22 protein-coding genes, 1 tRNA gene and 1 pseudogene are annotated in these 22,735 nt (G+C 65.6%); 16 read left to right on the plus strand and 8 right to left on the minus strand.

The features are described from left to right. Positions 1-103: 103 nt before the first annotated feature. Genes RHA1_RS11440 through RHA1_RS11450 form a run of 3 tightly spaced genes read right to left on the minus strand, consistent with a single transcriptional unit; the run spans position 104 to position 2,791 of the window. A complete protein-coding gene (locus tag RHA1_RS11440; RefSeq protein WP_005569496.1) occupies positions 104-799 on the minus strand; it encodes a TetR/AcrR family transcriptional regulator in 696 nt (231 codons plus the stop codon). A 44-nt stretch (positions 800-843) separates the two neighbouring features. Beyond that, entirely contained in the window at positions 844-1,605 is a 762-nt protein-coding gene (locus tag RHA1_RS11445; RefSeq protein WP_005251443.1) for an SDR family NAD(P)-dependent oxidoreductase, read from the minus strand. A gap of 40 nt (positions 1,606-1,645) precedes the next feature. Continuing rightward, positions 1,646-2,791: an acyl-CoA dehydrogenase family protein gene (locus RHA1_RS11450; protein WP_005251441.1), complete on the minus strand. Its 1,146-nt coding sequence runs from the start codon at positions 2,789-2,791 to the stop codon at positions 1,646-1,648. A gap of 141 nt (positions 2,792-2,932) precedes the next feature. Here RHA1_RS11450 and RHA1_RS11455 point away from each other — a divergent pair, with 141 nt between their 5' ends. The 14 genes and pseudogenes from RHA1_RS11455 to RHA1_RS11520 all read left to right on the plus strand — a co-directional run bounded on the left by RHA1_RS11455 (position 2,933) and on the right by RHA1_RS11520 (position 15,020). Continuing rightward, the gene (locus RHA1_RS11455) at positions 2,933-3,532 is read left to right on the plus strand and encodes a TetR/AcrR family transcriptional regulator (RefSeq protein ID WP_009475011.1); all 600 of its coding nucleotides are present in this window, start codon (positions 2,933-2,935) and stop codon (positions 3,530-3,532) included. 207 nt (positions 3,533-3,739) lie between these two features. Beyond that, positions 3,740-4,960: an ISL3 family transposase gene (locus RHA1_RS11460; RefSeq protein WP_011593348.1), complete on the plus strand. Its 1,221-nt coding sequence runs from the start codon at positions 3,740-3,742 to the stop codon at positions 4,958-4,960. 53 nt (positions 4,961-5,013) lie between these two features. Further along, entirely contained in the window at positions 5,014-6,357 is a 1,344-nt protein-coding gene (locus RHA1_RS11465) for an HNH endonuclease (protein WP_041811351.1), read from the plus strand. A 97-nt stretch (positions 6,358-6,454) separates the two neighbouring features. Beyond that, the gene (locus RHA1_RS11470; RefSeq protein WP_237726868.1) at positions 6,455-6,796 is read left to right on the plus strand and encodes a hypothetical protein; all 342 of its coding nucleotides are present in this window, start codon (positions 6,455-6,457) and stop codon (positions 6,794-6,796) included. Then, positions 6,793-7,374 (plus strand): DUF3558 domain-containing protein, encoded by a 582-nt coding sequence (locus RHA1_RS11475; protein WP_011595110.1) that lies wholly within the window; start codon positions 6,793-6,795, stop codon positions 7,372-7,374. The genes RHA1_RS11470 and RHA1_RS11475 overlap by 4 nt, the downstream gene beginning before the upstream one ends. Positions 7,375-7,376: 2 nt before the next feature. Beyond that, entirely contained in the window at positions 7,377-8,711 is a 1,335-nt protein-coding gene (locus RHA1_RS11480) for a hypothetical protein (RefSeq protein WP_011595111.1), read from the plus strand. Beyond that, a complete protein-coding gene (locus tag RHA1_RS11485; RefSeq protein ID WP_011595112.1) occupies positions 8,708-9,457 on the plus strand; it encodes an ESX secretion-associated protein EspG in 750 nt (249 codons plus the stop codon). Before RHA1_RS11480 ends, RHA1_RS11485 begins: the two co-directional genes overlap by 4 nt. Positions 9,458-9,473: 16 nt before the next feature. After that, positions 9,474-9,947 (plus strand): DUF309 domain-containing protein, encoded by a 474-nt coding sequence (locus RHA1_RS11490; RefSeq protein WP_007297214.1) that lies wholly within the window; start codon positions 9,474-9,476, stop codon positions 9,945-9,947. Continuing rightward, positions 9,947-10,585 (plus strand): LON peptidase substrate-binding domain-containing protein, encoded by a 639-nt coding sequence (locus tag RHA1_RS11495; protein ID WP_009475017.1) that lies wholly within the window; start codon positions 9,947-9,949, stop codon positions 10,583-10,585. Before RHA1_RS11490 ends, RHA1_RS11495 begins: the two co-directional genes overlap by 1 nt. Positions 10,586-10,646: 61 nt before the next feature. Further along, positions 10,647-10,723: transfer RNA gene (locus RHA1_RS11500), tRNA-Met, on the plus strand. Between the two features lie 103 nt (positions 10,724-10,826). Beyond that, positions 10,827-12,050 (plus strand): cytochrome P450, encoded by a 1,224-nt coding sequence (locus tag RHA1_RS11505; protein WP_011595113.1) that lies wholly within the window; start codon positions 10,827-10,829, stop codon positions 12,048-12,050. 33 nt (positions 12,051-12,083) lie between these two features. Further along, positions 12,084-13,163: pseudogene (locus RHA1_RS11510) on the plus strand (phytoene desaturase family protein); the annotation flags it as partial. 162 nt (positions 13,164-13,325) lie between these two features. After that, on the plus strand, positions 13,326-14,165 hold the full coding sequence (locus RHA1_RS11515) for an alpha/beta hydrolase (protein ID WP_009475020.1): 840 nt from the start codon (positions 13,326-13,328) through the stop codon (positions 14,163-14,165). 51 nt (positions 14,166-14,216) lie between these two features. Beyond that, a complete protein-coding gene (locus RHA1_RS11520) occupies positions 14,217-15,020 on the plus strand; it encodes a transglutaminase-like domain-containing protein (protein WP_011595115.1) in 804 nt (267 codons plus the stop codon). A gap of 4 nt (positions 15,021-15,024) precedes the next feature. Here the strand turns inward: RHA1_RS11520 and RHA1_RS11525 are convergent, their stop codons facing one another. Next, positions 15,025-15,405 carry a MarR family winged helix-turn-helix transcriptional regulator gene (locus tag RHA1_RS11525; RefSeq protein ID WP_011595116.1) on the minus strand — a complete coding sequence of 127 codons (381 nt, stop codon included), beginning with the start codon at positions 15,403-15,405 and terminating at the stop codon, positions 15,025-15,027. A 64-nt stretch (positions 15,406-15,469) separates the two neighbouring features. Between RHA1_RS11525 and RHA1_RS11530 the strand changes: the two genes are divergently transcribed. Next, complete coding sequence (locus RHA1_RS11530) at positions 15,470-16,966, plus strand: MFS transporter (protein ID WP_011595117.1); 1,497 nt, start codon at positions 15,470-15,472, stop codon at positions 16,964-16,966. A gap of 56 nt (positions 16,967-17,022) precedes the next feature. Here the strand turns inward: RHA1_RS11530 and RHA1_RS11535 are convergent, their stop codons facing one another. From RHA1_RS11535 to RHA1_RS11545, 3 genes are all read right to left on the minus strand, one after another. Continuing rightward, positions 17,023-17,994 carry an alpha/beta hydrolase gene (locus RHA1_RS11535; protein WP_009475024.1) on the minus strand — a complete coding sequence of 324 codons (972 nt, stop codon included), beginning with the start codon at positions 17,992-17,994 and terminating at the stop codon, positions 17,023-17,025. Between the two features lie 172 nt (positions 17,995-18,166). Continuing rightward, complete coding sequence (locus RHA1_RS11540; RefSeq protein ID WP_009475025.1) at positions 18,167-18,718, minus strand: gluconokinase; 552 nt, start codon at positions 18,716-18,718, stop codon at positions 18,167-18,169. Between the two features lie 34 nt (positions 18,719-18,752). Then, a complete protein-coding gene (locus RHA1_RS11545) occupies positions 18,753-20,147 on the minus strand; it encodes a GntP family permease (protein WP_009475026.1) in 1,395 nt (464 codons plus the stop codon). A 167-nt stretch (positions 20,148-20,314) separates the two neighbouring features. Here RHA1_RS11545 and RHA1_RS11550 point away from each other — a divergent pair, with 167 nt between their 5' ends. Beyond that, entirely contained in the window at positions 20,315-21,046 is a 732-nt protein-coding gene (locus RHA1_RS11550) for a FadR/GntR family transcriptional regulator (RefSeq protein ID WP_009475027.1), read from the plus strand. 37 nt (positions 21,047-21,083) lie between these two features. On the opposite strand, the gene RHA1_RS11555 is transcribed toward RHA1_RS11550, so the two are convergent. After that, positions 21,084-22,535: a sugar porter family MFS transporter gene (locus tag RHA1_RS11555; protein WP_009475028.1), complete on the minus strand. Its 1,452-nt coding sequence runs from the start codon at positions 22,533-22,535 to the stop codon at positions 21,084-21,086. Positions 22,536-22,735 lie beyond the last annotated feature (200 nt).

A 22,735-nucleotide genomic window follows, 5' to 3' on the forward strand; every position in this document is an offset into this window, starting at 1 on the left:
ACACGGATGTGATCCCAGTCTTCCACAGAAATCACCTGAATCCGGTGTCGGATTCAGTTTCGTTGACCTGGGTGCCCCACGCCCTCACGCCGTCGGGTGGCGCTCAGCTCCGCTCGGGGAACCTCAGCCCGTTTGCCCAGATGCGCGTCGTGGTGAACACGACGTCGTCGAAGTCGACGGGAGTGCCGTCGGTCCCATTCACGCTGGCCACGAACACGTTGTAGGCCAACCGGCTGACCATCCCCGACAACGCACGCGACGCCAGCATCGGGTCGAGTTCCTTGTCGGCGATGCCCCGCGCCTGCAGTTCCGCGATGCCCCGCGCGTTCCGCGCGATGAACGCGTCGGCCCGCTGACGCCGCAGGTCCGCGAACGCCGGGTCGATGTGCGCGACCTGCTCGAGCAGCCCCATCAGCTTGGCGTTACGCCGGTAGGCCTCCAGGTAGGCGCGGTTACTCGCCTCCAGGACGGCGTACGGGTCGTCGGTGTCCTGCACCCGCTTCATGCCCGGGTGCATCATGTCTTCCTGCGCCACCTCGAGCACAGCGGCGAACACCTGCTCCTTATTGTCGAAGTAGGTGTAGAACGACCCCGTCGAGCAGTTGGCTTCCTTCGTGATGTCGGTGAGCCGGGCATCGAGGTACCCGGACCGCTCGAACACCGTCCGCGCGGCCGCCACCAACGCCGCGCGCGTGCGTGCACCACGCGGTGTCGCCGGAGGCTCCCGCAACAGATCGGTGGCCGCCATCGACGGGGCGGGCTGGTCGTCCCACTCTTCATGGACGGTGCGCGTGGTCATTTCCTACTTATACGCCAGCACCGCAGCCCCGCCCAACCCGACGCTCAGGTGATGGTGATGCCGCCGTCCACCGCGATCGTCTGACCGGTGACGTACGCGGCAGCGTCCGAAGCGAGCCAGACGACGGTCGCGGCGAGCTCCTCCGGGTCACCGAGGCGACCGAGAACGAGCCGCGATTTCATCGATTCGAGGTACCCGTCCTGGTACTGGTCCGTCATCTCCGTCTCGAAGAATCCGGGAGCGATCGCATTCACCCGGATGCCCTTGCGGGCACCCCACTGCTGCGCCAGGTCGCGGGTGAGACCGATGACCCCGGCCTTGCTCGCGGCGTACGCGGCCTGCGGAAGTCCCGCGGTGGTGAGACCGAGCACGCTCGCGATGTTCACGATCGCGCTGCCCGGCTTCATGACCTTCCCCGCCGCCTGCGCGGCCCAGTAGGAACCGTTCAGGTTGATGTCGACGACCTGCCGGAACTGCTCCGGCGTCTCCCGCGTCGCGGGGACTGCCGTACCGACGCCGGCATTGTTGACGAGCACGTCCACCCGGCCGAACTTCTCCATGGCCGCGTCGATCATGTTCTGCGCCTGAGCCGGGTCTGCGATATCCGTCGCAACGCACAGCGCCTGACGTCCGGCGGCCCGCACCAGTTCGGCGGTCTTCTCGAGACGGTCGGTGCGGCGCGCCGCCAGCACCACATCGGCGCCGGCCTCCGCCGCGGCCTGCGCGAACGCCACCCCGAGACCCGACGACGCACCGGTCACGACGACCACCCGATCGGTCAAGCTGAACTTGTCGAGAACGGACATACGAAGCGACTCCTTTGTCGTCGGGCTACGGGGTACGGTTTCAGAGGCCGAGGTCGCGACCGATCAGTTCCTTCATGATCTCGTTGGAACCGGCCCAGATCTTGGTGACACGGGCGTCCATCCATGCACGGGCGGCACGGTACTCGGTCATGAATCCGTAGCCACCGTGCAGCTGCACGCAGTGGTCGAGGACCTCGTTCTGCACCTGAGCAGTCCACCACTTCGCCTTGGCGGCGTCCACTGCGGTGAGCTCACCGTCGGCGTGTGCGGCGACGCAGTTGTCGACGTAGGCCTGGGTGACCTCGACACGGGTGACAAGGTCCGCGAGGAGGAACTTGTTCCACTGGAGCGAGCCGATTGGCTGGCCGAATGCCTTGCGGTCCTTGGCGTACTGGATCGTCTCCTCGAGGATCGGCGCGGCGTGCGCGATGTTCGAGACGGCGGCGCCGACACGCTCCTGCGGCAGCATCTCCATCATGTGGATGAATCCGCGGTCGATCTCACCGATGATGTTCGTCGACGGCACACGCACGTTCTCGAAGAACAGCTCGGCGGTGTCCGACTCGTGCTGGCCGACCTTGTCGAGCTTGCGGCCGCGCTCGAAGCCCTCCATGCCCGTCTCGACGGCGAACAGGGTGATGCCCTTGGACTTCTTCTCGGGACTGGTGCGCGCCGCGACGATCACCAGGTCGGCGTTGTAGCCGTTGGTGATGAACGTCTTGGAACCGTTGATGATCCAGTCGTCGCCGTCCTTGACCGCAGTGGTCTTGAGCGAGGCGAGGTCGGAACCACCGGAAGGCTCGGTCATGCCGATCGCGGTGAGCAGTTCACCGGTGCAGAACTTGGGTAGCCAACGCTGCTTCTGCTCCTCGGTCGTGAGCTGCACGAGGTACGGCGCAACGACGTCGGCGTGAATGCCGAAGCTCGACGACACGGCGGCACTTGCCCGCGAAAGCTCCTCGGCGAGAACCGCATTGAACCGGTAGTCGCCGGCCTCGCTTCCGCCGTATGCCTCGGGGACCTCGAGGCCGAGGAATCCGTTGCGGCCCGCTTCGAGCCAGATCTCGCGGTCGATGAAGCGTTGCTCGATGAGCTTGTCGGCCACCGGCAGGAGGTTGCGGTTCACGAACTCCCGGGCCGATTCGCGGAATGCCTCGTGATCGGGGCCGTACAGGGTGCGTCGCATGACCGCTCCTTTGTCGAAATCCAGCTGACTGTGTCCACGCTTTCCAGCATGTAAGCGTGTGCTTATTTTCTAAGCGCTTGCTTATACTGAGGGTGCGGCGCGGTATTGTCAACAGCCGCGCAGCCGAGGATGGAGAAAGACATGAGCGAATCACCGAACCAGGTGATCAGCCCTTCCAAGGCTGCCGCCCGCATCCGCGCCGCAGCCGTCGACGCGTTCGCGACCAGCGGTTACGGGGGCACCACCACCCGCGAGATCGCCGCCCGCCTCGAGATGAGCCCCGCCGCGATGTACCCGCACTACCGATCCAAGGAAGAGCTGCTCTTCGCGATCAGTTACGAAGGCCACACCGCAGCGCTCGACGTTGTCGTGAGTGCAGACCTCCCCGACGAGGCGCCCTCCATCAGGCTGCAGGCGCTGATCGGCGCATTCGCGAGCTGGCAGGCCACGCACCACGCACAGGCTCGCGTCGTGCAGTACGAACTCAACGCCCTCACGCCCGAGCACTACCGCGACGTGGTCAAACTGCGCCGCGACATCACCCACATCGTCCGCGCCGTCGTCGACGCAGGGGCCGCATCCGGCGAATTCACGGTCCCCGACGGCGAAGGCGTCACCCTCGCCCTCATGTCTCTGTGCGTCGACATCTGCCGCTGGTTCCCGGCCGGCGCCTACACCGAGCCCGAGGCCGTCGCAGACCTCTACGCCGACCTCGCCATGCGCATGGTGGGTGCCGGCTAGGTATTGCCAAGGTCCCGTGGGGTCGGCTAATGTAGAACATACGTGGCGCTCCTGAGGTTTGTGTGGGCGTCATTTCTGCTGTTCAGGGTGGGTTGTGTTGTTGGACGCAGTGGTCGGCGAGTTGCCGGTGAAATGAGGGACGCGCACGTGTTGGGTCTCTAGATTTCGGGGTTCCTACACCAACCTCAACCCGGAGGACCGCTACACGTGCGCGTCAGTACTGCATTTAACCGTCTGCTTCAAATCCCCGGTGCATCGGTGTCGGATGTGTCGATCACAGACGACTCCGTCGAGGTCACCCTCAGGCTCGCAGCACGCCGTGTGAAGTGCCCATGCGGCTACACGAGCGCCGCAGCCTACGACCACGCGCCGCGGCGCTGGCGCCATCTCGACTTCGGCCGCCACAAGGTGTGGTTGAAGTATCCGATCCGACGGATCGAGTGCCCGACCTGCGGCGTCCGGACCGAGGACATTCCGTGGGCGCGTCCGACAGCACGGCATACACGCGACTTCGAGGACATGGTGCTGTGGTTGGTCACCCGCACCGATCGGACCTCGGTGTCGACCTTGATGCGCTGTGCATGGCGAACGGTCACCTCCATCGTCACGCGGGCGGTCGATGCGTTGATCGACTCGCGCAGGCTCGAGAATTTGTATCGAATCGGAGTCGACGAAATCTGCTACCGACATCCGCACAAGTACCTCACCATCGTCGGCGATCACGACACCGGCAAGGTCGTCTACATCACCGAGGGCCGAGGCCGAGACTCGTTTTCGGAGTTCTTCGAGCAACAGTCGGCGAAGGAGCGCGACAAGGTGCAGGTGGTGTCGATGGACGGCTCTCCCGCCTTCCGAGCCGCCGCAGAGGATCACGTCCCGCGGGCTCGTCAGTGTATGGACCCCTTTCACGTGATGCAGTGGGTGAACCGAGCATTGGATCGTGTGTTCTCCGACGCGGCGTCTGTTCGCCGGACCTTGTCGATGCAAGCCCCGGAATGGCGTCAAGCTCGCACAGTGTTGCGGCTCGGTAAGAATCGGCTCACCAAGAAACACAAGTCGTTGCTGCGGACGGTGACCGCAGCCGATACCGAGGTCGGGACAGCGTGGCGTCTGAAGGAGCAGTTCCGCGATCTCTACCGCAAGATCGCGCCCCGGAACGCTGCACGGTATCTACGGCGGTGGATCGAAGAAGCGCGGTCCTGCGGGATCGATGCGTTCGTACAACTGGCGCGCATGATCGACAAGAAATCCGAGCAAATCTGTGCAGCAATCGAGTTGGGGATATCCAATGCCCTTATCGAGGGGATCAACTCGAAGATCAGACTGATCAATGCCCGCGGTTACGGTCATCATTCAGCAAAATCACTCACGGCGATGATCTATCTCAATCTCGGCGGAATCGAGGTAAAACTGCCCACACAAACGTAAGGAGGGGCACATACGTTCGATTCGGGGGAATCGACGGCAGCCGGGGGGTCGGGGTGGATTCAGCAGCGGTGAACGCGTTTCTGGCCGAATTGCCGAAACTCGACCTGGATATCGACGATGCGACGCGCATCGACGTACTTCGCACACTCGAAGAGGTGAAAGCCGCCTGTGCGGGCGTGCAAGCCCGGGTGACCGCAGACCTCGACGCCTCCATCCGCACCGCACGAGCAGACCGCCAAGTGCCGGTCGCACATCGAGGGCGCGGTATCGCCAACCAGGTGGCGTTGGCGCGACGGGACTCACCGTTTCGAGGTGGCCGTCATCTCGGCATGGCCACCGCTCTTGTCCACGAGATGCCCCGCACCTTGGCACTGCTCGAACGAGGGGTCCTCAGCGAGTGGCGGGCAACGATCCTCGTCCGCGAAACCGCGTGCCTCACCCGAGAAGACCGCACCGCACTCGATTACCTGCTGTGCGCCGACCCGGCAACATTGGACGGGCTCGGCGACCAGGCGGTGTGCGCGAAAGTTCGCGCGGCCGCCGCCGAAGTCGACGCCGAGGCCATGGTGCGACGGGCCCGCAAGGCGGTATCGGACAGGAGGGTTACCTCCCGTCCCGCACCGGACACCATGGCGTACGTCAGCGCCCTACTGCCGGTGGCACAAGGGGTCGCGGTGCACGCGACTCTCACCCGTGACGCCGATTCCATCCTCGCCGCCGGTGACGAGCGCACGCGGTCGCAGATCATGGCCGACCTCCTCGTCTCCCGAGTGACCGGCGCGCCCCACACCGCGACGGCACCTCCGATCACCGTCAACCTCGTGATCTCCGACCGCGCGCTCCTCGACCGAGGGTCCGAACCCGCCTACGTGCAGGGGTACGGTCCCGTCCCCGCGGCACTGGCAGGGCACTGGATACATGAGGCAGTCCAGGCCACGATCGATCCGGAAACCGGGAACGAGGCACGGGTGACTCTGCGCCGCCTGTACGCGAACCCGCACTCCGGAGCCCTGACCGCAACCGAGTCCCAGGCCCGCCGCTTCCCCGCCGGGTTGGCGAGGATGATCGATCTGCGCGATCGAACGTGCCGGACACCATGGTGCGATGCGCCGATCCGGCATCACGACCACATCCAACCCCGCGAATACGAGGGCCCGACCACCGCACACAACGGCGCCGGCCTGTGCGCGGCCTGCAACTACGCCAAACAAGGCGCAGGATGGAACGCCAGGCCCCACCAACTGCCCGGCGGACTGCACAAAATCGAGATCTGCACCCCCACCGGACATCGGTACCGATCAACCGAACCACCACTACCGAAACCGTTGCCGCTCCGTGAGGTTCAGATCAGCTCACCAGTGGAACGCATCCTCATCGAATACCTCCACGCGGCCTGAACATCGGGGCGCTGCGCACTAGACCGAGTGACACACCTGTGCGGTAGCATCTCCGCACGCGGCCGTGGGGGTCCTGTCGAGTACTGGGGGGATGGGGATGAGCAAAACACTGCGTCTGGAAGATGACGCAATCCAACGATGCGTGGGCATCTGCAACACGATGATTGAGCAGCTCGATGACGCGCTCAAGAAGTCCAGAGCGCTAAGCAACGTCACAGGCTTCGGCGGCTTCGACTCCGCGATTCAGCTGCAATCGCGATATGAGGAGAAGCTGAACGGGGGCAACGGGTCTGGCTCGGTAGTCGAGCGCCTGGACCAGTTTCGGAAAGTTATCGAAGTAATGCGCGACACATTCATCGCGGGTGGCGAGGAGTTCGCAGATGCCGATAGCGCGATTAGCCACGCCTTGGGCACAATTGAAGGGGAAGTCAATCGATGAGCCGTGTCATCGCATGCACAGGGTCGGTATTGGCACTCGCCTTCTTAGCTGGGTGCGGTTCGCATCCAGCGGACGGCCAATCGAGCCCCGATAGTGCATCTACCCCAACAACACGTATACCCAGGCATGTAGATCAGTCCGATCGCCCACCAGTGTCGTTCGACCCTTGCCTAGACGTCCCGGATGAAACGCTGGTAACGGCTGGATACGATCCCACGAGCGAAATAAACGTCGACTTCACACCTGATTCTTACACGTTCCTCGGATGCAGTTACGACACGCAGCAACGCCGCTACGGTTTGAATGTTCTGTCAGGAAATATCTCCTTCGCCGAGGAGCGAGAGAAAACCAATGAATACGCAACCCCGACCGAGATTAATGGGCGGCCAGCGCTTTTAAAATGGGAAGCCAACAAACCAAACGCGTGCGCAGTCTCGATCGAAACCTCGTATGGAGTGCTCATTCTTGACCGCAGTGTTTTCCAAGGGCACGGAGTTGACGCGCCTGAGGCCGAGTGGTGCGCGGGGCTGGAGGACACCGCCCGCATCATTGAGCCGCTCATTCCGAAGGGGGCCTGACCATGGCACCGAAGGACCCGCTCGCTCCCTTCTTCGATGCCGTGCTGCCGAATGGCGCCGGCGATCAACACCGCAGCAAGCTGCAGAGGTCGGCGGAGCAACTTGGATCGGATGCGATCGATCCGCCTTATATCACCGCGATGGAGAGCTTCGAGGGCTGGCAGCACTCGGATATTTATGCGAAGACTCAGGATATGGATCCGAGCATCATCGGGGATCTCGCTCAAGCTTGCCATGCCATCGTCGGCTCCCTACCTATCGGGTTCGGGTTTGCCCTGCTCAAGAACACGATTGCCGAAAAGTGGGAGGGCGCTGCCGCCGACGCGGCGCTCGCGGCGACGGATACCCTTGCGGGCGCGAGTGACCAATTGACCTCGGGGGTTCAAGCAATTGGCGTGAAGCTCGACATTCTCAGCAGTGCTGCGCAGGATGTGAAAAACAGCATTCCAGCACCGACGTCTGAGCAACCGCTGAGCCTTCTCCCCCTGACACCCACCGCCGCCGAAGCACAGGAAGCAGCGCGGGATGCGACGAGGGAAGAGGCCATTCGGAAGCTGCAGAACATCTACGTCCCGAACTACCAGGACGTCGGCACGAACGTGCCGGTCCTCCCGGCACCACACTCACCCAACGGCAAGATCGATTCCGTCGACCCGAATGTCACTGTGCCGAGCTCAGGCAGTCCCGGTTCGAACCCCTGGGGCACAGCCGACAGCAATACTTCTTCCGCTTGGGGCGAGGGCGATTCGTCGGCGGACGGGGAGAACCCCGCGGACGGGGATTCCGCAGTGGATGATGCCGCGGCCACGTCGGCGGCGAATGCCGAAGCCGCTGCCAATCAGGGCGCCGGGGCTGGATCCGGCTCGGCCGCACAGACTGCGGCCGCGAATGCGCAGAATGCGGCCGGCGCGGGTTCGCAGTCGGGTACGGGCGCGGGCGCCGCGGGTTATGGCGGCGGACTCGTCGGAGGTTCACGGTCCGGTGCCGGCGGATCGGGTGTCGGGGGTTCGGCGTCGAGCGCGCGCCGGAAGAATGACAAGCGCGATTTCGAGTCCACCTCGAGCGGTGTGGTTCCGGGTGGCCCGATCCTGTCCGGTGGTGCCGCGACCGGCGCAGGAGCGGCTGCCGCTGCTGCCGCGGCGACTCCGGTGAAACCGAGCATGAGTCGACCCGGAATGGGTATGGCACCCGGGATGATGGGTGCACCCGGCCGAGCAGGCGGCAACGGCGATGGTGACACGGAGCATCAGACGCCGAGCTACCTGATCACCGTCGACAACGGCAACGAACTGATCGGCACACTCGACCCCGTCGCACCCCCGGTGATCGGCGCATGAACTGGCGGCTGACGTCAGCCCAATTCATGTGCCTTTGGGAGGCAACCGATCTCGACCGGATGCCGTACCCGCTGCAGTACCGGTCCGCGGCCACGACGGAAGACCAGTATGCCGTCCAGCAACGCGAGCTGGAGCAGTGGCGGACTGCGCTCGACGAACCGAAAATGATTGCCGCGATCCAGGCGCTCCGGGACCCGCACCTGTCCATCACGGTGTTCGCCCCCTCCCCCGAACTCGACTCGGGGCTTCGCCGGAGGGGCAGCATCCGTGGCCGGGTCGCCGTCGTCGCCGAACAGCTGCGCGGGGCACCGGGCCGCGGCGACATCCGGATCGACGCAGGTACCGAGGGCGTCGACTGGCTGACCACCCAACTCCTGAAAGACCTGCCCGGCTGCGCGCCCGGACGGACCCCGTCCCTGACCGCGCACCCCGACGACCTCGAGAACCGAAGCAGCGGTACTTCCGTCCTGCAGAACGCCCGAGCCTCCGACGGCACTCTCCTGCGAAGGATCGTGGGCCGACCGCGGACCGGAATCGGATACATCTGCATCCGGGGTGCTCGCAGCGGGCTCGACGAGCCCGTTCTGGGTGAACTGACGTGGATCGACGTCGAAGCGGACGGCCGGTACCTCTATCACCAGGACGACCGTGTTCACCTGCGGTCCGCGACAGTCCGGTTGGTTCGCGACGAGCTGTCGAAACGCGTGTCGGCGGCCCTCGCCAACCCTTCGCCGACCCGCAACTGAGCGTTACCCTTGTCCCATGACCGATCGGGACAGGGACGGGACGGGGAAACCCCTCAACGCACGCCCCCGCGATGAACTCGGCCGACCCCTGCCGCACGACGCCGAGGGTGTACCGCGTATCCCCGACGACCTGCGGTTACCGCCCGACGAGGCGATCACCGAGGCTCAGCGGCTCCTCGACCACGGCATGCCGTTCCATGCACACGAGATCCTCGAGGGTACGTGGAAGATCGCCCCCGAGGACGAGCGGGAACTGTGGCAGGGGCTCGCCCAGCTCGCGGTGGGTCTCACCCATCTGATGCGGGGCAACAAGACGGGCGCGCGGTCACTGCTGCGCCAAGGCCACGACCGGATCCGGCATTACGAGGTGGAGGCGCCGCACGGCCTCGACATCGCCGGCCTCCTGACGTGGTCGGAACACCTCACGGACGAGATCGATCGCGTCGACCCGCTGCCGGCGACGCCCGTACCCCGATTGAGAATCCCCTGATGACTCTGCTTCCCATGTTCCCGCTGGGCTCGACGATGCTGCCCGGTCAGCAGCTCCCCCTCCACGTCTTCGAACCCCGCTACCAGGAGCTGGTCCGCGACTGCCTGGACGCACCGGACGGTCCCCGCTTCGGTGTCGTTCTCATTGCCCGCGGCAACGAGGTGGGCGGCGGCGACATCCGCCACGATGTCGGCACTATCGCGCGGATCGAGTCGCACGCGTCGATCGGCGAGGGGCGGTACGAGCTGTTCTGCCGCACGGAGGAACGGATCAAGGTGTCGAAGTGGTTGCCCGACAACCCGTATCCGATCGCCGAGGTCGATGTGTGGCCGGACGAGAACACCGGCACCCAGACAGCGGACTACGAATTCCCCTCCCTCATCGAGAGACTCGAATTCCTGTACGGCCTCCTCCGCCGTCTCGCGACGGAAACCGGCAACGTTCCGCCCGACGTTCCCGTCATCGGCGGTTTCCGCGGGTCGCTCGGCACGAGGCTCTACGAGATCGCCACCTACATTCCGATGGGGGACGCCGACCGCCTGCAGATCCTCGCGGCTGCGGGCGCGGACGAACGCCTGCGGGAGGTGTCCGAGGCGATCGAGAACGCCATCGAAATGGTCCAGTTCCGGCTGATGTGACCTAGCCCTCCCCGGGGTTGGTCAAGAGCACTCCGGGAAGGGTGTAGTGTTGTCAATGCAACGCGGGGTGGAGCAGCTCGGTAGCTCGCTGGGCTCATAACCCAGAGGTCGCAGGTTCAAATCCTGTCCCCGCTACCAGTGGAAACGGCTCCGGAGATTCAATTCTCCGGAGCCGTTTTTCGTTGTTCCACATCCTCCAGGACTAGAACGTATTCTCGTACGTGAGGCCTCAGGAGGGACAGTGCAGCTCGCCGACGTCGATCTCTACAACCCGGACACCTTCGCGAAGGGCGTGCCCCACGAGATGTTCGCCGTGTTGCGGCGGGAGGCCCCGGTCTACCGGCACCTCGACGAGCGCGGCGACCCGTTCTGGTGCGTTACCCGGCACGCCGACATCGTGACGGTGAACCGGGACGCCGAGACCTATTCGTCGTGGCGGGGCGCCACCTACATCGACGACCTGAGCCCGGACGACCTGGCGGGCCAGCAGTTGATGATGCTGAACATGGACCCACCGGACCACACGGCGCTGCGGAAGATCGTGAGCAAAGGTTTCACGCCCCGCCGCATCGGCCAACTGCACGAGATTCTCGCGCGGCGGGCCACGACCATCGTCGACGCGGTGATCGAGCGCGGCGAGTGCGACTTCGTCGTCGATGTCGCGTCCGAACTCCCGCTTCAGGCGATCGCCGATTTCCTGGGCGTGCCTCAGGAGGATCGCAAGCTGATCTTCGACCTGACGAATCAGATGATCGGCTCGTCCGATCCGGAATTCCATCTCGAGGACGGTCAGGAACGCGCGGCGGCGGCCCAGATGTTCGCGTACAGCCTGGAGATGTTCGAGGACCGCAAGAAACACCCCCGCGACGACATCGCGACAGCTCTCATCCAGGCCGATGTGCACGGCGAGAAGCTGGGCGAACTGGATTTCAACATGTTCTTCATGCTCCTCGCGGTCGCGGGTAACGAGACTACCCGCAACGCCATCTCACACACCCAGTTGGCGCTGATGGAGCATCCCGAGGAGCGCAGGAAGGTGCTCGAAGATCCGTCCAAGCTCGACGCTCTGATCGAGGAGGGGTTGCGCTGGGCCACACCGGTCATGCAGTTCCGCCGGACAGCAACCACGGACACCGTGCTGCACGACGTCGAGATCTCCGAGGGCGACCGGGTGGTCATCTGGCACATGTCGGGGAACCGGGACGAGGCGGTGTTCGACGACCCCTACACGTTCGACATCGACCGACCCACCGGCCACTACTCCCAGCACATTGCGTTCGGCGGCGGCGGTCACCATTTCTGCCTCGGCGCCAACCTTGCTCGCGCGGAGATGAAGGTGATGCTGAGCGAGATTCTGCGTCGCATGCCCGATATGGAACAGACCGCACCGGCGCAGCGCCTGCGCTCCAACTTCATCAACGGGCTCAAGCACATGCCGGTGACGTTCACGCCCTCGTCCCTCTGAGCGGAGCGCCGCCTTTCCTGACAGCCTGGTCGGGTGAACAACGTCGACGCAGTGGTCATCGGATCCGGTCCCAACGGACTCGTCGCGGCCGCGACCCTGGCAGATGCGGGCTGGGATGTGGCGGTCAGTGGAGGCGCAGCCGACGCCCGGCGGTGCGGTGAGGTCGGCGGAACTCGTCCCCGGATTCACGTCGGACCTGTTCAGCGTGTTCCATCCCCTGTCCACCGTGTCGCCGGTGCTCCGCGGTCTCGATCTCGAGTCGCACGGACTGCGCTGGAGTCACGCGCCCCGCGCGCTCGGGCAAGCCCGCTCGGCCGCCGGCGAGGACGCGCCGGTGATCCATCCTGACCCCGCGGACACGGCCGCCGACCTCGAACGCCGTCAACCTGGTGACGGTGCCGCGTGGTCGGCGCGCCGAGGACGCGGGCGCGCACTTCCACTCGGCGACGCCGTGACCGGGATCGACGTTCGATCGGGTCGCGCCGTGGGGGTGCGGACGGCGTCGGGTGTCCGCTACACGGCACGTCGGGCGGTGATCGCCGACGTCTCTGCGCCCGCACTGTACGGGTCGCTGCTTCCGGACCACGCCGTCCCCGCCTGCGTGCGGGCCGACCTCGAGCACTTCGAGTGGGACACGCCCGTCCTGAAGGTCAATTACGCCTTGTCGCAGAAGATTCCGTGGCGTTCGCCCAGCCTGAGCGGTGCGGGCACCGTCTACCTGGGTGCCGACGACAACGGACTCGTCCGCTGGATGGCCGACCTGACCACCGGCACCGTCCAGGCCAGCCCGTTCCTGCTGTTCGGACAGATGACGACCGCGGATCCCCCAGGTCGGCGGAGGGCACCGAAAGCGCCTGGGCGTATACGCATCTACCGCGCGACATCACCGACGACGCGTCCGCCGACCTGCTGGCCGCACGAGTCGACGAGGTCCTCGAGGCGCATGCACCGGGTTTCTCGGAGCGGGTCGTCGGACGGGTCGTCCAGCGCCCGTCGGATCTCGAGGCGGCCGACGCGAATCTCGTGGGTGGCGCCGTCAACGGCGGGACGGCGCAACTCCATCAGCAGCTGGTCTTCCGCCCGGGGCCGGGCACGTCCCGTTCGGAGACCGCGCCGCGCTCGGCGAGGACGGACCGCGCGGGTGGCTGCGGTGGCGCACGTCGCGCGCCGTGATCGACCTGTTGTCGACGGGACCGATACCCTAGTTTGTCGCGTGTCGGGGTACCTCACCGTGCAATGATCTGAGTCGTCGAATTCGGACCACGAAGGGGCATCATGCAGCATCGAGAATCATCCTTCGCCGGCGTCGGCGGAATTCCCATCGTCTACGACGTGTGGCTCCCCGAGCGGCGCCCGCGCGGCGTGCTGGTTCTGTGCCACGGCTTCGGCGAGCATGCCCGGCGGTACGACCATGTGATCGAACGGCTCGGGGAACTCGACCTCGCGATCTACGCGCCCGACCACCGTGGGCACGGGCGGTCGGGCGGCAAACGGGTCCATCTGAAGGACTGGACCGAGTTCACCGACGACCTGCACCAGTTGTTCGGCATCGCGTCGACGGACTGGCCCGGCACCGACCGGTTTCTCCTCGGGCACAGCATGGGCGGTTCCATCGCGCTGACCTACGCACTCGACCACCAGCAGGACCTGAAGGCACTCATGCTGTCCGGGCCTGCGGTCGACGTGACGAGCGGCACGCCGCGCATCGTGGTGGAGATCGGCAAGCTGGTGGGTCGCTTCCTTCCCGGAGTGCCCGTCGAGTCGCTCGACGCGAAGTTGGTCTCCCGCGATCCTGCGGTCGTGTCGGCCTACGAGGAGGATCCCCTCGTCCACCACGGGAAGGTGCCTGCCGGGATTGCGCGCGGGATGATCCTCGCCGCCGAACGGTTGCCGGAACGTCTGCCGTCGCTGACGATTCCCCTGCTTCTCCAGCACGGCCAGGACGACGGACTCGCGAGTGTGCACGGCACGGAACTGATCGCGGAGTACGTCGGTTCGGAGGATCTCACGGTGGAGATCTACGAAAACCTGTTCCACGAGGTGTTCAACGAACCGGAGAACGAGGAGGTACTCGACGACCTCGTCGAGTGGTTGCGGCCGCGCGTGCAGGCCTGACTTCGTCGGGGGTGTTCTGCACCCGTGGACGATGGATGCCAGGATGGGCTGATGAAACGTCACGTCAGCGCCACTCTCGATATCGAGGTCACCGACGCCACCAGTCTCGAATTCAAGATCGCGGTGGCCCGGACCCCGGGTTCGGAGTTGTCGGAATCGTTGACGTTCACCCTCGACGGTAACCGTGTCGAGGCACGAGAGATGGTGGCGGAGCACGGTACTCGTGTCCACCTCCTGGACAGTGCTCCCGGCTCGCTGCGCGTCGAGTACTCGGCTTCGGTTGTGGGTAAGGCCGATTCGCCTCCGGTCACCGACTACGACCTGTCGAAGTATCTGCGCCCGAGCCGATATGCGGAGGCGGACAAGTTCTTCGGTTTCACCGGCGGCGAATTCAATCTGTCCAAGCCGCAGCCGGAACTACTGCAGGACATCACCTCGTGGGTGGGATCGCGACTGCTGTACCAGGCGGGTTCGAGCAGATCCACCGACAGCGCCGTCGACACGATGCTGTCCGGGGCGGGCGTGTGCCGTGACTTCGCCCACCTCACGGTGGCGCTTCTGCGGGCCGTCACCATTCCGGCGAGGCTGGTGGCCGTGTATGCGCCGGGGTGCGATCCGATGGACTTCCATGCTGTCGTCGAGGCGTTCGTCGATGACGAATGGCGTGTGGTCGACGCGACCCGACTGGCTCCGCGTTCGGCACTCCTGCGGATCGCGACAGGTCGCGACGCCGCGGACACCGCGTTCCTGGACAATCACGGAGGGGCGATCACGCTCGAGAACACCGTGGTGACCGCTGTCGTCGACGGCGAGTTCCCGTATGACGACTATGCGACACCCACCTCGCTGACCTGACGGGTCAGGTTGCGTCCGAAAGCTTTTCGGTGAGCACGCCCACCTGAATCTTCTTGGCGTCGGCGTGCACCTCACGGCCGGCGTCGGTGACGTCGACGAACACGCCTCGCCGGTCCGCCTCGCACAGCGCCCTCGCGACCAGGCCCGCCTTTTCCAGCCGGGCCACGCTCCGGGACAGGGCGCTGGGGCTGAGGTACATCTCGGCCGCGAGGTCCTGCATCCTGGGTCGCTCGCAGGTGGCGTCCATGAGTCGATCGAGCGTCTCGAAATCGCTCATGCTCAGGCCGTGGGCGTGTTGCATCTCACGATCCAACTCGCAGGCGATGGAGTTGTATCTGCTCGCGAGCAGCCGCCACGTGCCGCGCAGGTCTGCTTCAGAGCTCATGTCCCGCACCCTAGCGCGCGTACGCAAAAGGTGCAAGCGAATTAAATGCAAACGAAATTAGTGCTTGCGCATTGATTGCACGTGCATCTACATTCTCCCTGTGACTATCAGCGACGCCACCCCGGACCTCGCCATCTCGTCGGGCGCCACCGCGACCCCGTCGACCGACCAGGCCTGGACACCCCGCCTCTGGGGCGTCCTGGCCGTGCTGTGCCTCGTCATGTTCCTCGACGGTCTCGACGTCTCGATGGTGGGTGTTGCGTTGCCCTCCATCGGAACCGAGCTGGGGCTGTCCACCACCTCGCTCCAATGGATCATCAACGGATACGTACTCGGATTCGGTGGTCTGCTGCTGCTGGGCGGACGCACTGCCGACCTCCTCGGCCGCCGCCGGGTCTTCCTCATCGCACTCACCGTGTTCGCGATCGCGTCCCTGGTCGGCGGACTCGTCGACAACGGCACGCTGCTGATCGCGAGCCGCTTCGTGAAAGGACTCGCCGCGGCGTTCACCGCACCGACCGCGATGTCCATCCTCACCACCACGTTCAAGGAGGGGCCCGCCCGCAACCGGGCGCTGTCGATCTTCTCCGTCTTCGGAGCCAGCGGCTACTCGTCCGGCCTGATCCTGGGCGGACTGCTGACCAGCGCCGGGTGGCGCTGGACCTTCCTGATGCCGGTGCCTTTCGCGGTCCTCGCCCTGGTCGCGGGCGCCGTCCTGATCCCCCGCGACCGCGCCGCCGACAACGGCGGACACGACATCGTGGGCGCCGCCACGCTGGTGTCGGGAATGCTGCTCGCCGTCTACACCGTGGTGTCGGCACCGGCCCGCGGCTGGGCCGATCCGCTCACGCTGGGCTCGTTCGCACTGGCCGCGGCCCTGCTGGCGTCGTTCTTCGTCGTGGAGAACCGGGTGGCGCACCCGTTGGTGCGTCTGAGCATCCTCCGCGTCGGCTCGATCGTGCGGGCGAACCTCAGCATCGTCGCACTGTTCGGCTCCTACCTGAGCTTCCAGTTCATGATGACCATCTTCCTGCAGTCGGCGCTCGGATGGTCGCCACTGGAGATGGCGCTGGGCCTCCTGCCCGCCGGCATCATCGTGGCCTTCGGATCGCCGTTCGTCGGGCGCCTGATCGACGCGTTCGGCACGGCACGCATGATCATCGCGGCACTGACCTCGTTGAGCCTGGGCTACCTGTGGTTCCTCTTCGCAGGGAGCGACCAGCCCCACTACGCGGTCGCGATCCTGCCGAGCGTGCTGCTGCTGGGCGTCGGTTTCGCACTGGGCTTCACGTCGATCATGGCCCAGGCCACGTCGGGCGTCGACGACTCCGAGCAGGGGTTGGCGTCGGGCCTCGTGCAGACGTCCGCGCAGGTCGGTGCCGCACTCGTGCTGGCACTCACCACCGCACTCGTCACCGCCGGCTCGCACACGGCCACGGGTATCAGTGGCACCGGGTTCCACCAGTTCCACTCCGGCCTCGTACTCGTCACGGGAGTCGCGTTGCTGGGACTGCTGATCACGCTGTCACCGCTGCTGCGCAGGGTGCTCAACCCCGCGTGAGGCCCGAACGGCAGAACGGGTGGGCACAGGCCCACCCGTTCTGCCGTTCACGTCGTTCAGGCCGAGTGCCGCTTCGAGTCCGTGAGCGCGCGGGACGCGAAGTCGACGGTGAGTCCGATAATCGTGCGACTCTCCCGCAGCACCTTGCCGATCACCGGGAACGCGTGGATCTGCCCACTCCAGATGTGGGTCTCGATCTGCCGCCCCTCCCGATCGAACCTGTCCGTGATGATCTCGACGTCGGGCCGCATGATCTCGTATTCGGCGGCGGTGAGGAAGACCGGCGGGAACAGCGCCGGATCCGCGTTCACCGGAGACTGGGCGCCCGGAATCTGATCGGGCCCGGCCAGCCAGCGATCCTTCAGCTTGGCCACCTGCGACATCGGCAGGTACGCGTCGCGTTTCATGAAATCGGGGTCGTGATCCTCGAGGTCGAGGTTGAGCAGCGGGGAGTACCCGATGACGGCCGCCGGGCGGGTGAGGCCCCGCAACGCTGCAACTTCCGCGACCTTCATCGCGAGATATCCGCCCGCCGAGTCCCCCGCGACGATCACCCTGCTGGGGTCGTCGCAGACCTTCAGCACCTCGGTGTACGCGGTCATGGCGTCCACCAGCGACGCACCGATCGCACCCTTGGGAAGTTGCCGGTACTCGACCGAGACGACGGGCGCACCCGAACGTGCGGCGAGCAGTCCGCATAGTGCCCGGTGGGTGGCGAGCCCGCAGAACACGAATCCGCCGCCGTGGAAGTAGAGGATGGTGGCGCCGTCCATCGACATGATCGTGGGGCGCGGATGGGTGATCTTCTCGCACGGCACCCCGCCGAGCGAGATCGCCTCGATGTCGAGGCCCTTCGGCTTGGGAAGCCGGTCGATGAGCTCGTCGAGGGTCGCCAGCAGTTCGATGCCGCGGTCCGTAGTCGGCCATATCGTGAACAGCGGTTTGACGAAAGCCCTGGCAAACCAGAACGTCATGCGCGCCCGGCGACTGACATCCCAGTGCCACACGATCGATTCACGCGTTCGCATACTGCCCTCCGTTGTATCGGACGCTTGTCCAGCCAAGTGGACACCCTAGGGCGATCCGGAGAGAAACGCACCCGAAACTCCTCACGTCCGCTCCCCGAGACCCCCCGCCACGGTAAGTCGAAGTCGCCCGTTGCCGAGCGACTTCGACCGATTTCGTCCGATTGCCCGAGGTTCACCGACCCAGTCGCTGCTCCAGCCGAGCGATGATCTCGGTCGCCACCTGGGTGGGCGATCCGCCCACGTCCACCACGATCGCATCCTCGTCCGGTTCGATCGGTTCGAGCGTCGAGATCTGTGTGTCCAGCAACGACGGGGGCATGAAGTGGTCGAGCCGGGCGGTCAGCCGTTCCCCGATCTGCGCCCGCGACCCGGCGAGATGCACGAAGACGACGTTGTCGCCCCGCAACACGTCGCGGTAGCTGCGCTTCAGCGCCGAGCAGGTGATGACCCCGGGAAGACCGTTCTCGGTGTGTTCCCGAATCCACCCCGCGACGACATCGAGCCACGGCCAGCGGTCCTCGTCGGTCAACGGCTGCCCCGACGCCATCTTCGCGACATTCGCGGGTGGGTGCAGGGCGTCTCCCTCCTGCAGGTCCCAGCCCATGGCGCCGGCGATGATTCCCGCGACCGTCGACTTCCCGGACCCCGACACCCCCATGAGCACCAGGACCGGGTCTACGGTCTGCGGCGTGCGTCCTGCAGGTTCGCGCGTACTCACGTGCATCTCACCAACCTCACTCGACATTTCTCAGCCCCCTTTAGATGAATACGCTCAGTGCGAGGACCCCGGCGAGACCGGTGACGGAGATGATGCATTCCATCACCGTCCACGTCTTCAGGTTCTGTACCACCGTGACGCCGAGGTATTCCTTCACCAGCCAGAATCCCGCGTCGTTGACGTGCGACAGGAACAGCGAGCCGGAGCCGATCGCCAGCACCATCAGCGACACGTGCGTCGAGGTCAGTTCGGCGGCGACGGGCGCGAGGATGCCGGACGCGGTGACCGTCGCGACGGTGGCCGATCCGGTGGCGACGCGGATGAGCACGGCCACGAGCCAGGCGAGGAACAGAACGGGCAGGGCGCTGTCCTTGATCGCGTCGGCGATCACATCGGCGATGCCGGTGTCGATCAGGACCTGCTTGAATCCGCCGCCGGCGCCGACGATGAGGAGGATTCCGGCGATCGGGGGCAGCGAACTCTCCAGCGAGACGGCGATGGCCTTGCGGTCCATGCCGCCACCGCGGCCGAGAAGCGCCATCCCGGCGAGCACCGCGAGCCCGAGGGCCACGACCGGTGTACCGAGGAAGTCGAGCAGCGCCTTCGCGGGCGACTCCGAGTCGGCGGCGATGACGTCGGCGATCGCCTTGCCCAGCATCAGGACGACAGGCAGCAGGATCGCGGACAGGGTGGCCGCGAAGCTGGGCCGGCGACGCTCGGCGGCAGCCTCGGCGCCTTCCCGGTCTTCGACGGTCACGTAGAGCTCGGGGACGGGGACGTCCACCCAGCGTGCCGCCAGCTTGCTGAACAGCGGTCCGGCGATGACGACGGTGGGGATCGCGACGAGGACGCCGAGCGCGAGGGTGAGTCCGAGGTTGGCGTTCAGGGCCGCCACCGCGACCAGGGGCCCGGGGTGCGGCGGAACGAGACCGTGCATGGCCGACAGACCTGCCAGCGTGGGAATCGCGATCCGCATCAGCGACAGTCCCGAACGCCGCGCGACCAGGATGATGACGGGCATCAGCAGCACGAGGCCGATCTCGAAGAACATCGGCAGGCCGATCACTGCGCCGACCAGCGCCATCATCCACGGCAGCGTCCGCGGACCTGCCCGTCCGACGAGGGTGTCGACGACGCGGTCGGCGCCACCGGAATCGGCGAGCAGCTTGCCGAACATGGCACCGAATCCGATGAGGATTCCGACGCTGCCCATCGTGGCCCCGAAGCCCTCGACGAAAGACTTCACCGAGTCTTGCCCGCCCAGACCTGCGGCGATACCGACGCCGACGGCGCCGATCGACAGCGCGAGGAACGGGTGGAGTTTGAGCCAGGTGATCAGCGCGATGATGACGGCGACGCCGACGACGGCAGCCGTGATCAGCCGCGCGTCGTGGCCGGCACTGTCGGCCGCTGCGAGTAGTGACGCGGTACTCATTCTGTTGCTCCAGGGAGATCGGTGATGGAATGACCCTTGTTCGTGACTCAAATCACTCTGCCTCATAAACCATATGATTTCAAGGCTGTACTCGATTAAGTACTACTTAGAGTCAGTATCGCGCGCCAACGTGTGTTCAATGGGGGCAACCGTGGGAACATCGGCGGATGACCAACGCAGACGGCGGCGAGTACCGGCAGTTGCACGAAACGGTGCTCGATCGGCTGGGGAGCGACATCGTGGCCGGTGTCGTCGCACCCGGCACCCGGATCTCCGCCGACGACGTGGTCACCCAGTACTCCGTCTCCCGCACCGTCGTCCGCGAAGTGGTCCGCGTCCTCGAATCCCTCGGACTGCTGGCCGTCCGACGGCGCGTCGGGATCACCGTCCTGGGCGAGGAGCACTGGAATTCACTGGATCCGAGCGTGATTCGGTGGAAACTGGCCGGCCCGCAGCGGTTCGAACAGCTGTCGAGCCTGAGCGAGCTGCGATCGGGTATCGAACCGCTCGCCGCGCGTCTCGCGGCGACACGGGCGACGCCGGAACAGTGCGGGGCGCTGACCGCCGCCGTCATCGGAATGTCGTCGACGTCCCGCGCCGCGGACACGGACGCCTACCTGGCCCACGACTCCGACTTTCACCGCACACTGCTGACTGCGTCGGGGAATCCGCTGTTGCGTGCGATGTCGCAGATCGTCGTGGAAGTGCTCGAGGGCCGCACCCGGCACTCACTGATGCCGCACGTCGCCGAGACGGAAGCAATCCGCCTGCACGGCGTCGTGGCGTCGTCTATTCAGATGGGCGACGCCGACGCGGCGGAGACGGCCATGCGCGCCATCGTCAGCGAATCCGCGACGGCGGTCGAGCAGATGAAGGACGAAGAAGACACCCGCGAGTGAGGTACTCGCGGGTGTCTCCTGCGCTGCGCGGTAGGTCTTACGCGACCGAATCCGAATGCATGGCTTCGAGTTCCACGCCCTTCGTCTCCTTGACCCAGCGCAACACGAAGACGAGGGACAGCACCGCGCACACCGCGTAGAAGCCGTACGAAATTCCCAGCGAGAAGTCCTTCATGGACGGGAACGTCACGGTGATCAGCCAGTTCGCTGCCCACTGGGCGCCCGCGGCGAGCGACAGGGCGGCGGCCCGGATGCGGTTGGGGAACGCCTCGCCGAGCAGGACCCACACCACGGGGCCCCACGACATTCCGAAGGCCACCACGAAGAGGTTGGCGGCGACGAGGGCGATCGGACCCTGCAGTCCGGTCAGCTGCGGCGTCGTGACGCCGTCCACCACGGTGGTGGACGCGGTGCCGAAGATGAACGCCATGGTCGCGAGTGTCACAGCCATACCGGCGGAGCCGATGATCAGCAGCGGTCGCCGGCCCACCCGGTCGATGTAGGCGATGGCGATGAGGGTGGTGGCGATGTTGACCACCGACGTAATGACCGTGATCTGCAGTGAGCTGCCCTCGTCGAAGCCGACGGCCTGCCACAGGACGCTGGAGTAGTAGAAGATCACGTTGATACCGACGAACTGCTGAAAGACGGAGAGTCCGATACCGATCCACACGATCGGCATAAGGCCGAACGCGGAGCCCTTCAGATCACGGATCGACGGTTGCGTCTCCCGGGCCAGCGTCGAGCGAATGCTCTCGATCTTGAGGTCCAGACCCTTCTCGCCGAGCAGGACCGCGAGGATGCCGCGGGCCTCACCGAGGCGGCCCTGGGCGATCAGGTAGCGGGGAGATTCGGGAATCGTCAGCGACAGCAGTCCGTAGGCCAGTGCGGGTACGCACATCGCGAGGAACATCCAGCGCCAGGCCTCGAGCCCGAACCAGAGTTCTTCCTGCGACCCGCCGGCGATGGCCGCGAGAGCGTAGTCGACCAGGAGCGAGACGAAGATGCCCGTGACGATCGCGAGTTGCTGCAGCGACCCGAGACGTCCACGCACCCGGGCGGGCGAGATCTCGGCGATGTAGGCGGGTGCGATGACCGAGGCCAGACCCACACCGATGCCGCCGACGATTCGGAACGTCACCAGCATCTCGACGTTGGCCGCGAATCCGGTGCCGATGGCGCTCAGCAGGAACATCACCGCGGCGGCCCGCATGGTGACGAGGCGTCCGTACCGGTCGGCGATCCGCCCGGCCAGCATCGCTCCCGCCGCGGCGCCCAGCAGTGCCGAGGCGATCGCGAATCCGAGGAGAGCGGAATCGACCTGGAACTTGCCCTCGATCGCCGACACCGCGCCGTTGATGACTGCGCTGTCGTAGCCGAACAGCAACCCGCCGAGTGCGGCGACCACCGCGATACGGACGGGAACCGAAGTGCCCTCTGCTGTGTCGCCGGGCGATTCCGCGCCGGGCAACAGGACGTTTTCAGTCATGGGACTCCTCGTGAGCAAGGGGGTGATCGGGTCTCGGATCGAGCCGAGGCCTGCGTGAGAGCGCATTCGTTGTGGTGCGGAACACAGTAGGCAACGAAACGGGGAACCGTCAAGATGTGAACACAAACAGACGAGTGTCACGGTATAAATGTTCACGAATGAACTCGCTTGCCGTGACGAGCGCAGAGTTCACCCCACAA

It is taken from the genome of Rhodococcus jostii RHA1 (assembly GCF_000014565.1).
GTDB lineage: Bacteria > Actinomycetota > Actinomycetes > Mycobacteriales > Mycobacteriaceae > Rhodococcus_F > Rhodococcus_F jostii_A.

Bases quoted from the DNA above. Each gene is read 5' to 3' on its own strand.
- RHA1_RS11440 (WP_005569496.1), bottom strand. From the start codon at position 799: ATGACCACGCGCACCGTCCATGAAGAGTGGGACGACCAGCCCGCCCCG.
- RHA1_RS11445 (WP_005251443.1), bottom strand. From the start codon at position 1,605: ATGTCCGTTCTCGACAAGTTCAGCTTGACCGATCGGGTGGTCGTCGTG.
- RHA1_RS11450 (WP_005251441.1), bottom strand. From the start codon at position 2,791: ATGCGACGCACCCTGTACGGCCCCGATCACGAGGCATTCCGCGAATCG.
- RHA1_RS11455 (WP_009475011.1), top strand. From the start codon at position 2,933: ATGAGCGAATCACCGAACCAGGTGATCAGCCCTTCCAAGGCTGCCGCC.
- RHA1_RS11470 (WP_237726868.1), top strand. From the start codon at position 6,455: ATGAGCAAAACACTGCGTCTGGAAGATGACGCAATCCAACGATGCGTG.
- RHA1_RS11475 (WP_011595110.1), top strand. From the start codon at position 6,793: ATGAGCCGTGTCATCGCATGCACAGGGTCGGTATTGGCACTCGCCTTC.
- RHA1_RS11480 (WP_011595111.1), top strand. From the start codon at position 7,377: ATGGCACCGAAGGACCCGCTCGCTCCCTTCTTCGATGCCGTGCTGCCG.
- RHA1_RS11485 (WP_011595112.1), top strand. From the start codon at position 8,708: ATGAACTGGCGGCTGACGTCAGCCCAATTCATGTGCCTTTGGGAGGCA.
- RHA1_RS11490 (WP_007297214.1), top strand. From the start codon at position 9,474: ATGACCGATCGGGACAGGGACGGGACGGGGAAACCCCTCAACGCACGC.
- RHA1_RS11495 (WP_009475017.1), top strand. From the start codon at position 9,947: ATGACTCTGCTTCCCATGTTCCCGCTGGGCTCGACGATGCTGCCCGGT.
- RHA1_RS11515 (WP_009475020.1), top strand. From the start codon at position 13,326: ATGCAGCATCGAGAATCATCCTTCGCCGGCGTCGGCGGAATTCCCATC.
- RHA1_RS11520 (WP_011595115.1), top strand. From the start codon at position 14,217: ATGAAACGTCACGTCAGCGCCACTCTCGATATCGAGGTCACCGACGCC.
- RHA1_RS11525 (WP_011595116.1), bottom strand. From the start codon at position 15,405: ATGAGCTCTGAAGCAGACCTGCGCGGCACGTGGCGGCTGCTCGCGAGC.
- RHA1_RS11535 (WP_009475024.1), bottom strand. From the start codon at position 17,994: ATGCGAACGCGTGAATCGATCGTGTGGCACTGGGATGTCAGTCGCCGG.
- RHA1_RS11540 (WP_009475025.1), bottom strand. From the start codon at position 18,718: ATGCACGTGAGTACGCGCGAACCTGCAGGACGCACGCCGCAGACCGTA.
- RHA1_RS11545 (WP_009475026.1), bottom strand. From the start codon at position 20,147: ATGAGTACCGCGTCACTACTCGCAGCGGCCGACAGTGCCGGCCACGAC.
- RHA1_RS11550 (WP_009475027.1), top strand. From the start codon at position 20,315: ATGACCAACGCAGACGGCGGCGAGTACCGGCAGTTGCACGAAACGGTG.
- RHA1_RS11555 (WP_009475028.1), bottom strand. From the start codon at position 22,535: ATGACTGAAAACGTCCTGTTGCCCGGCGCGGAATCGCCCGGCGACACA.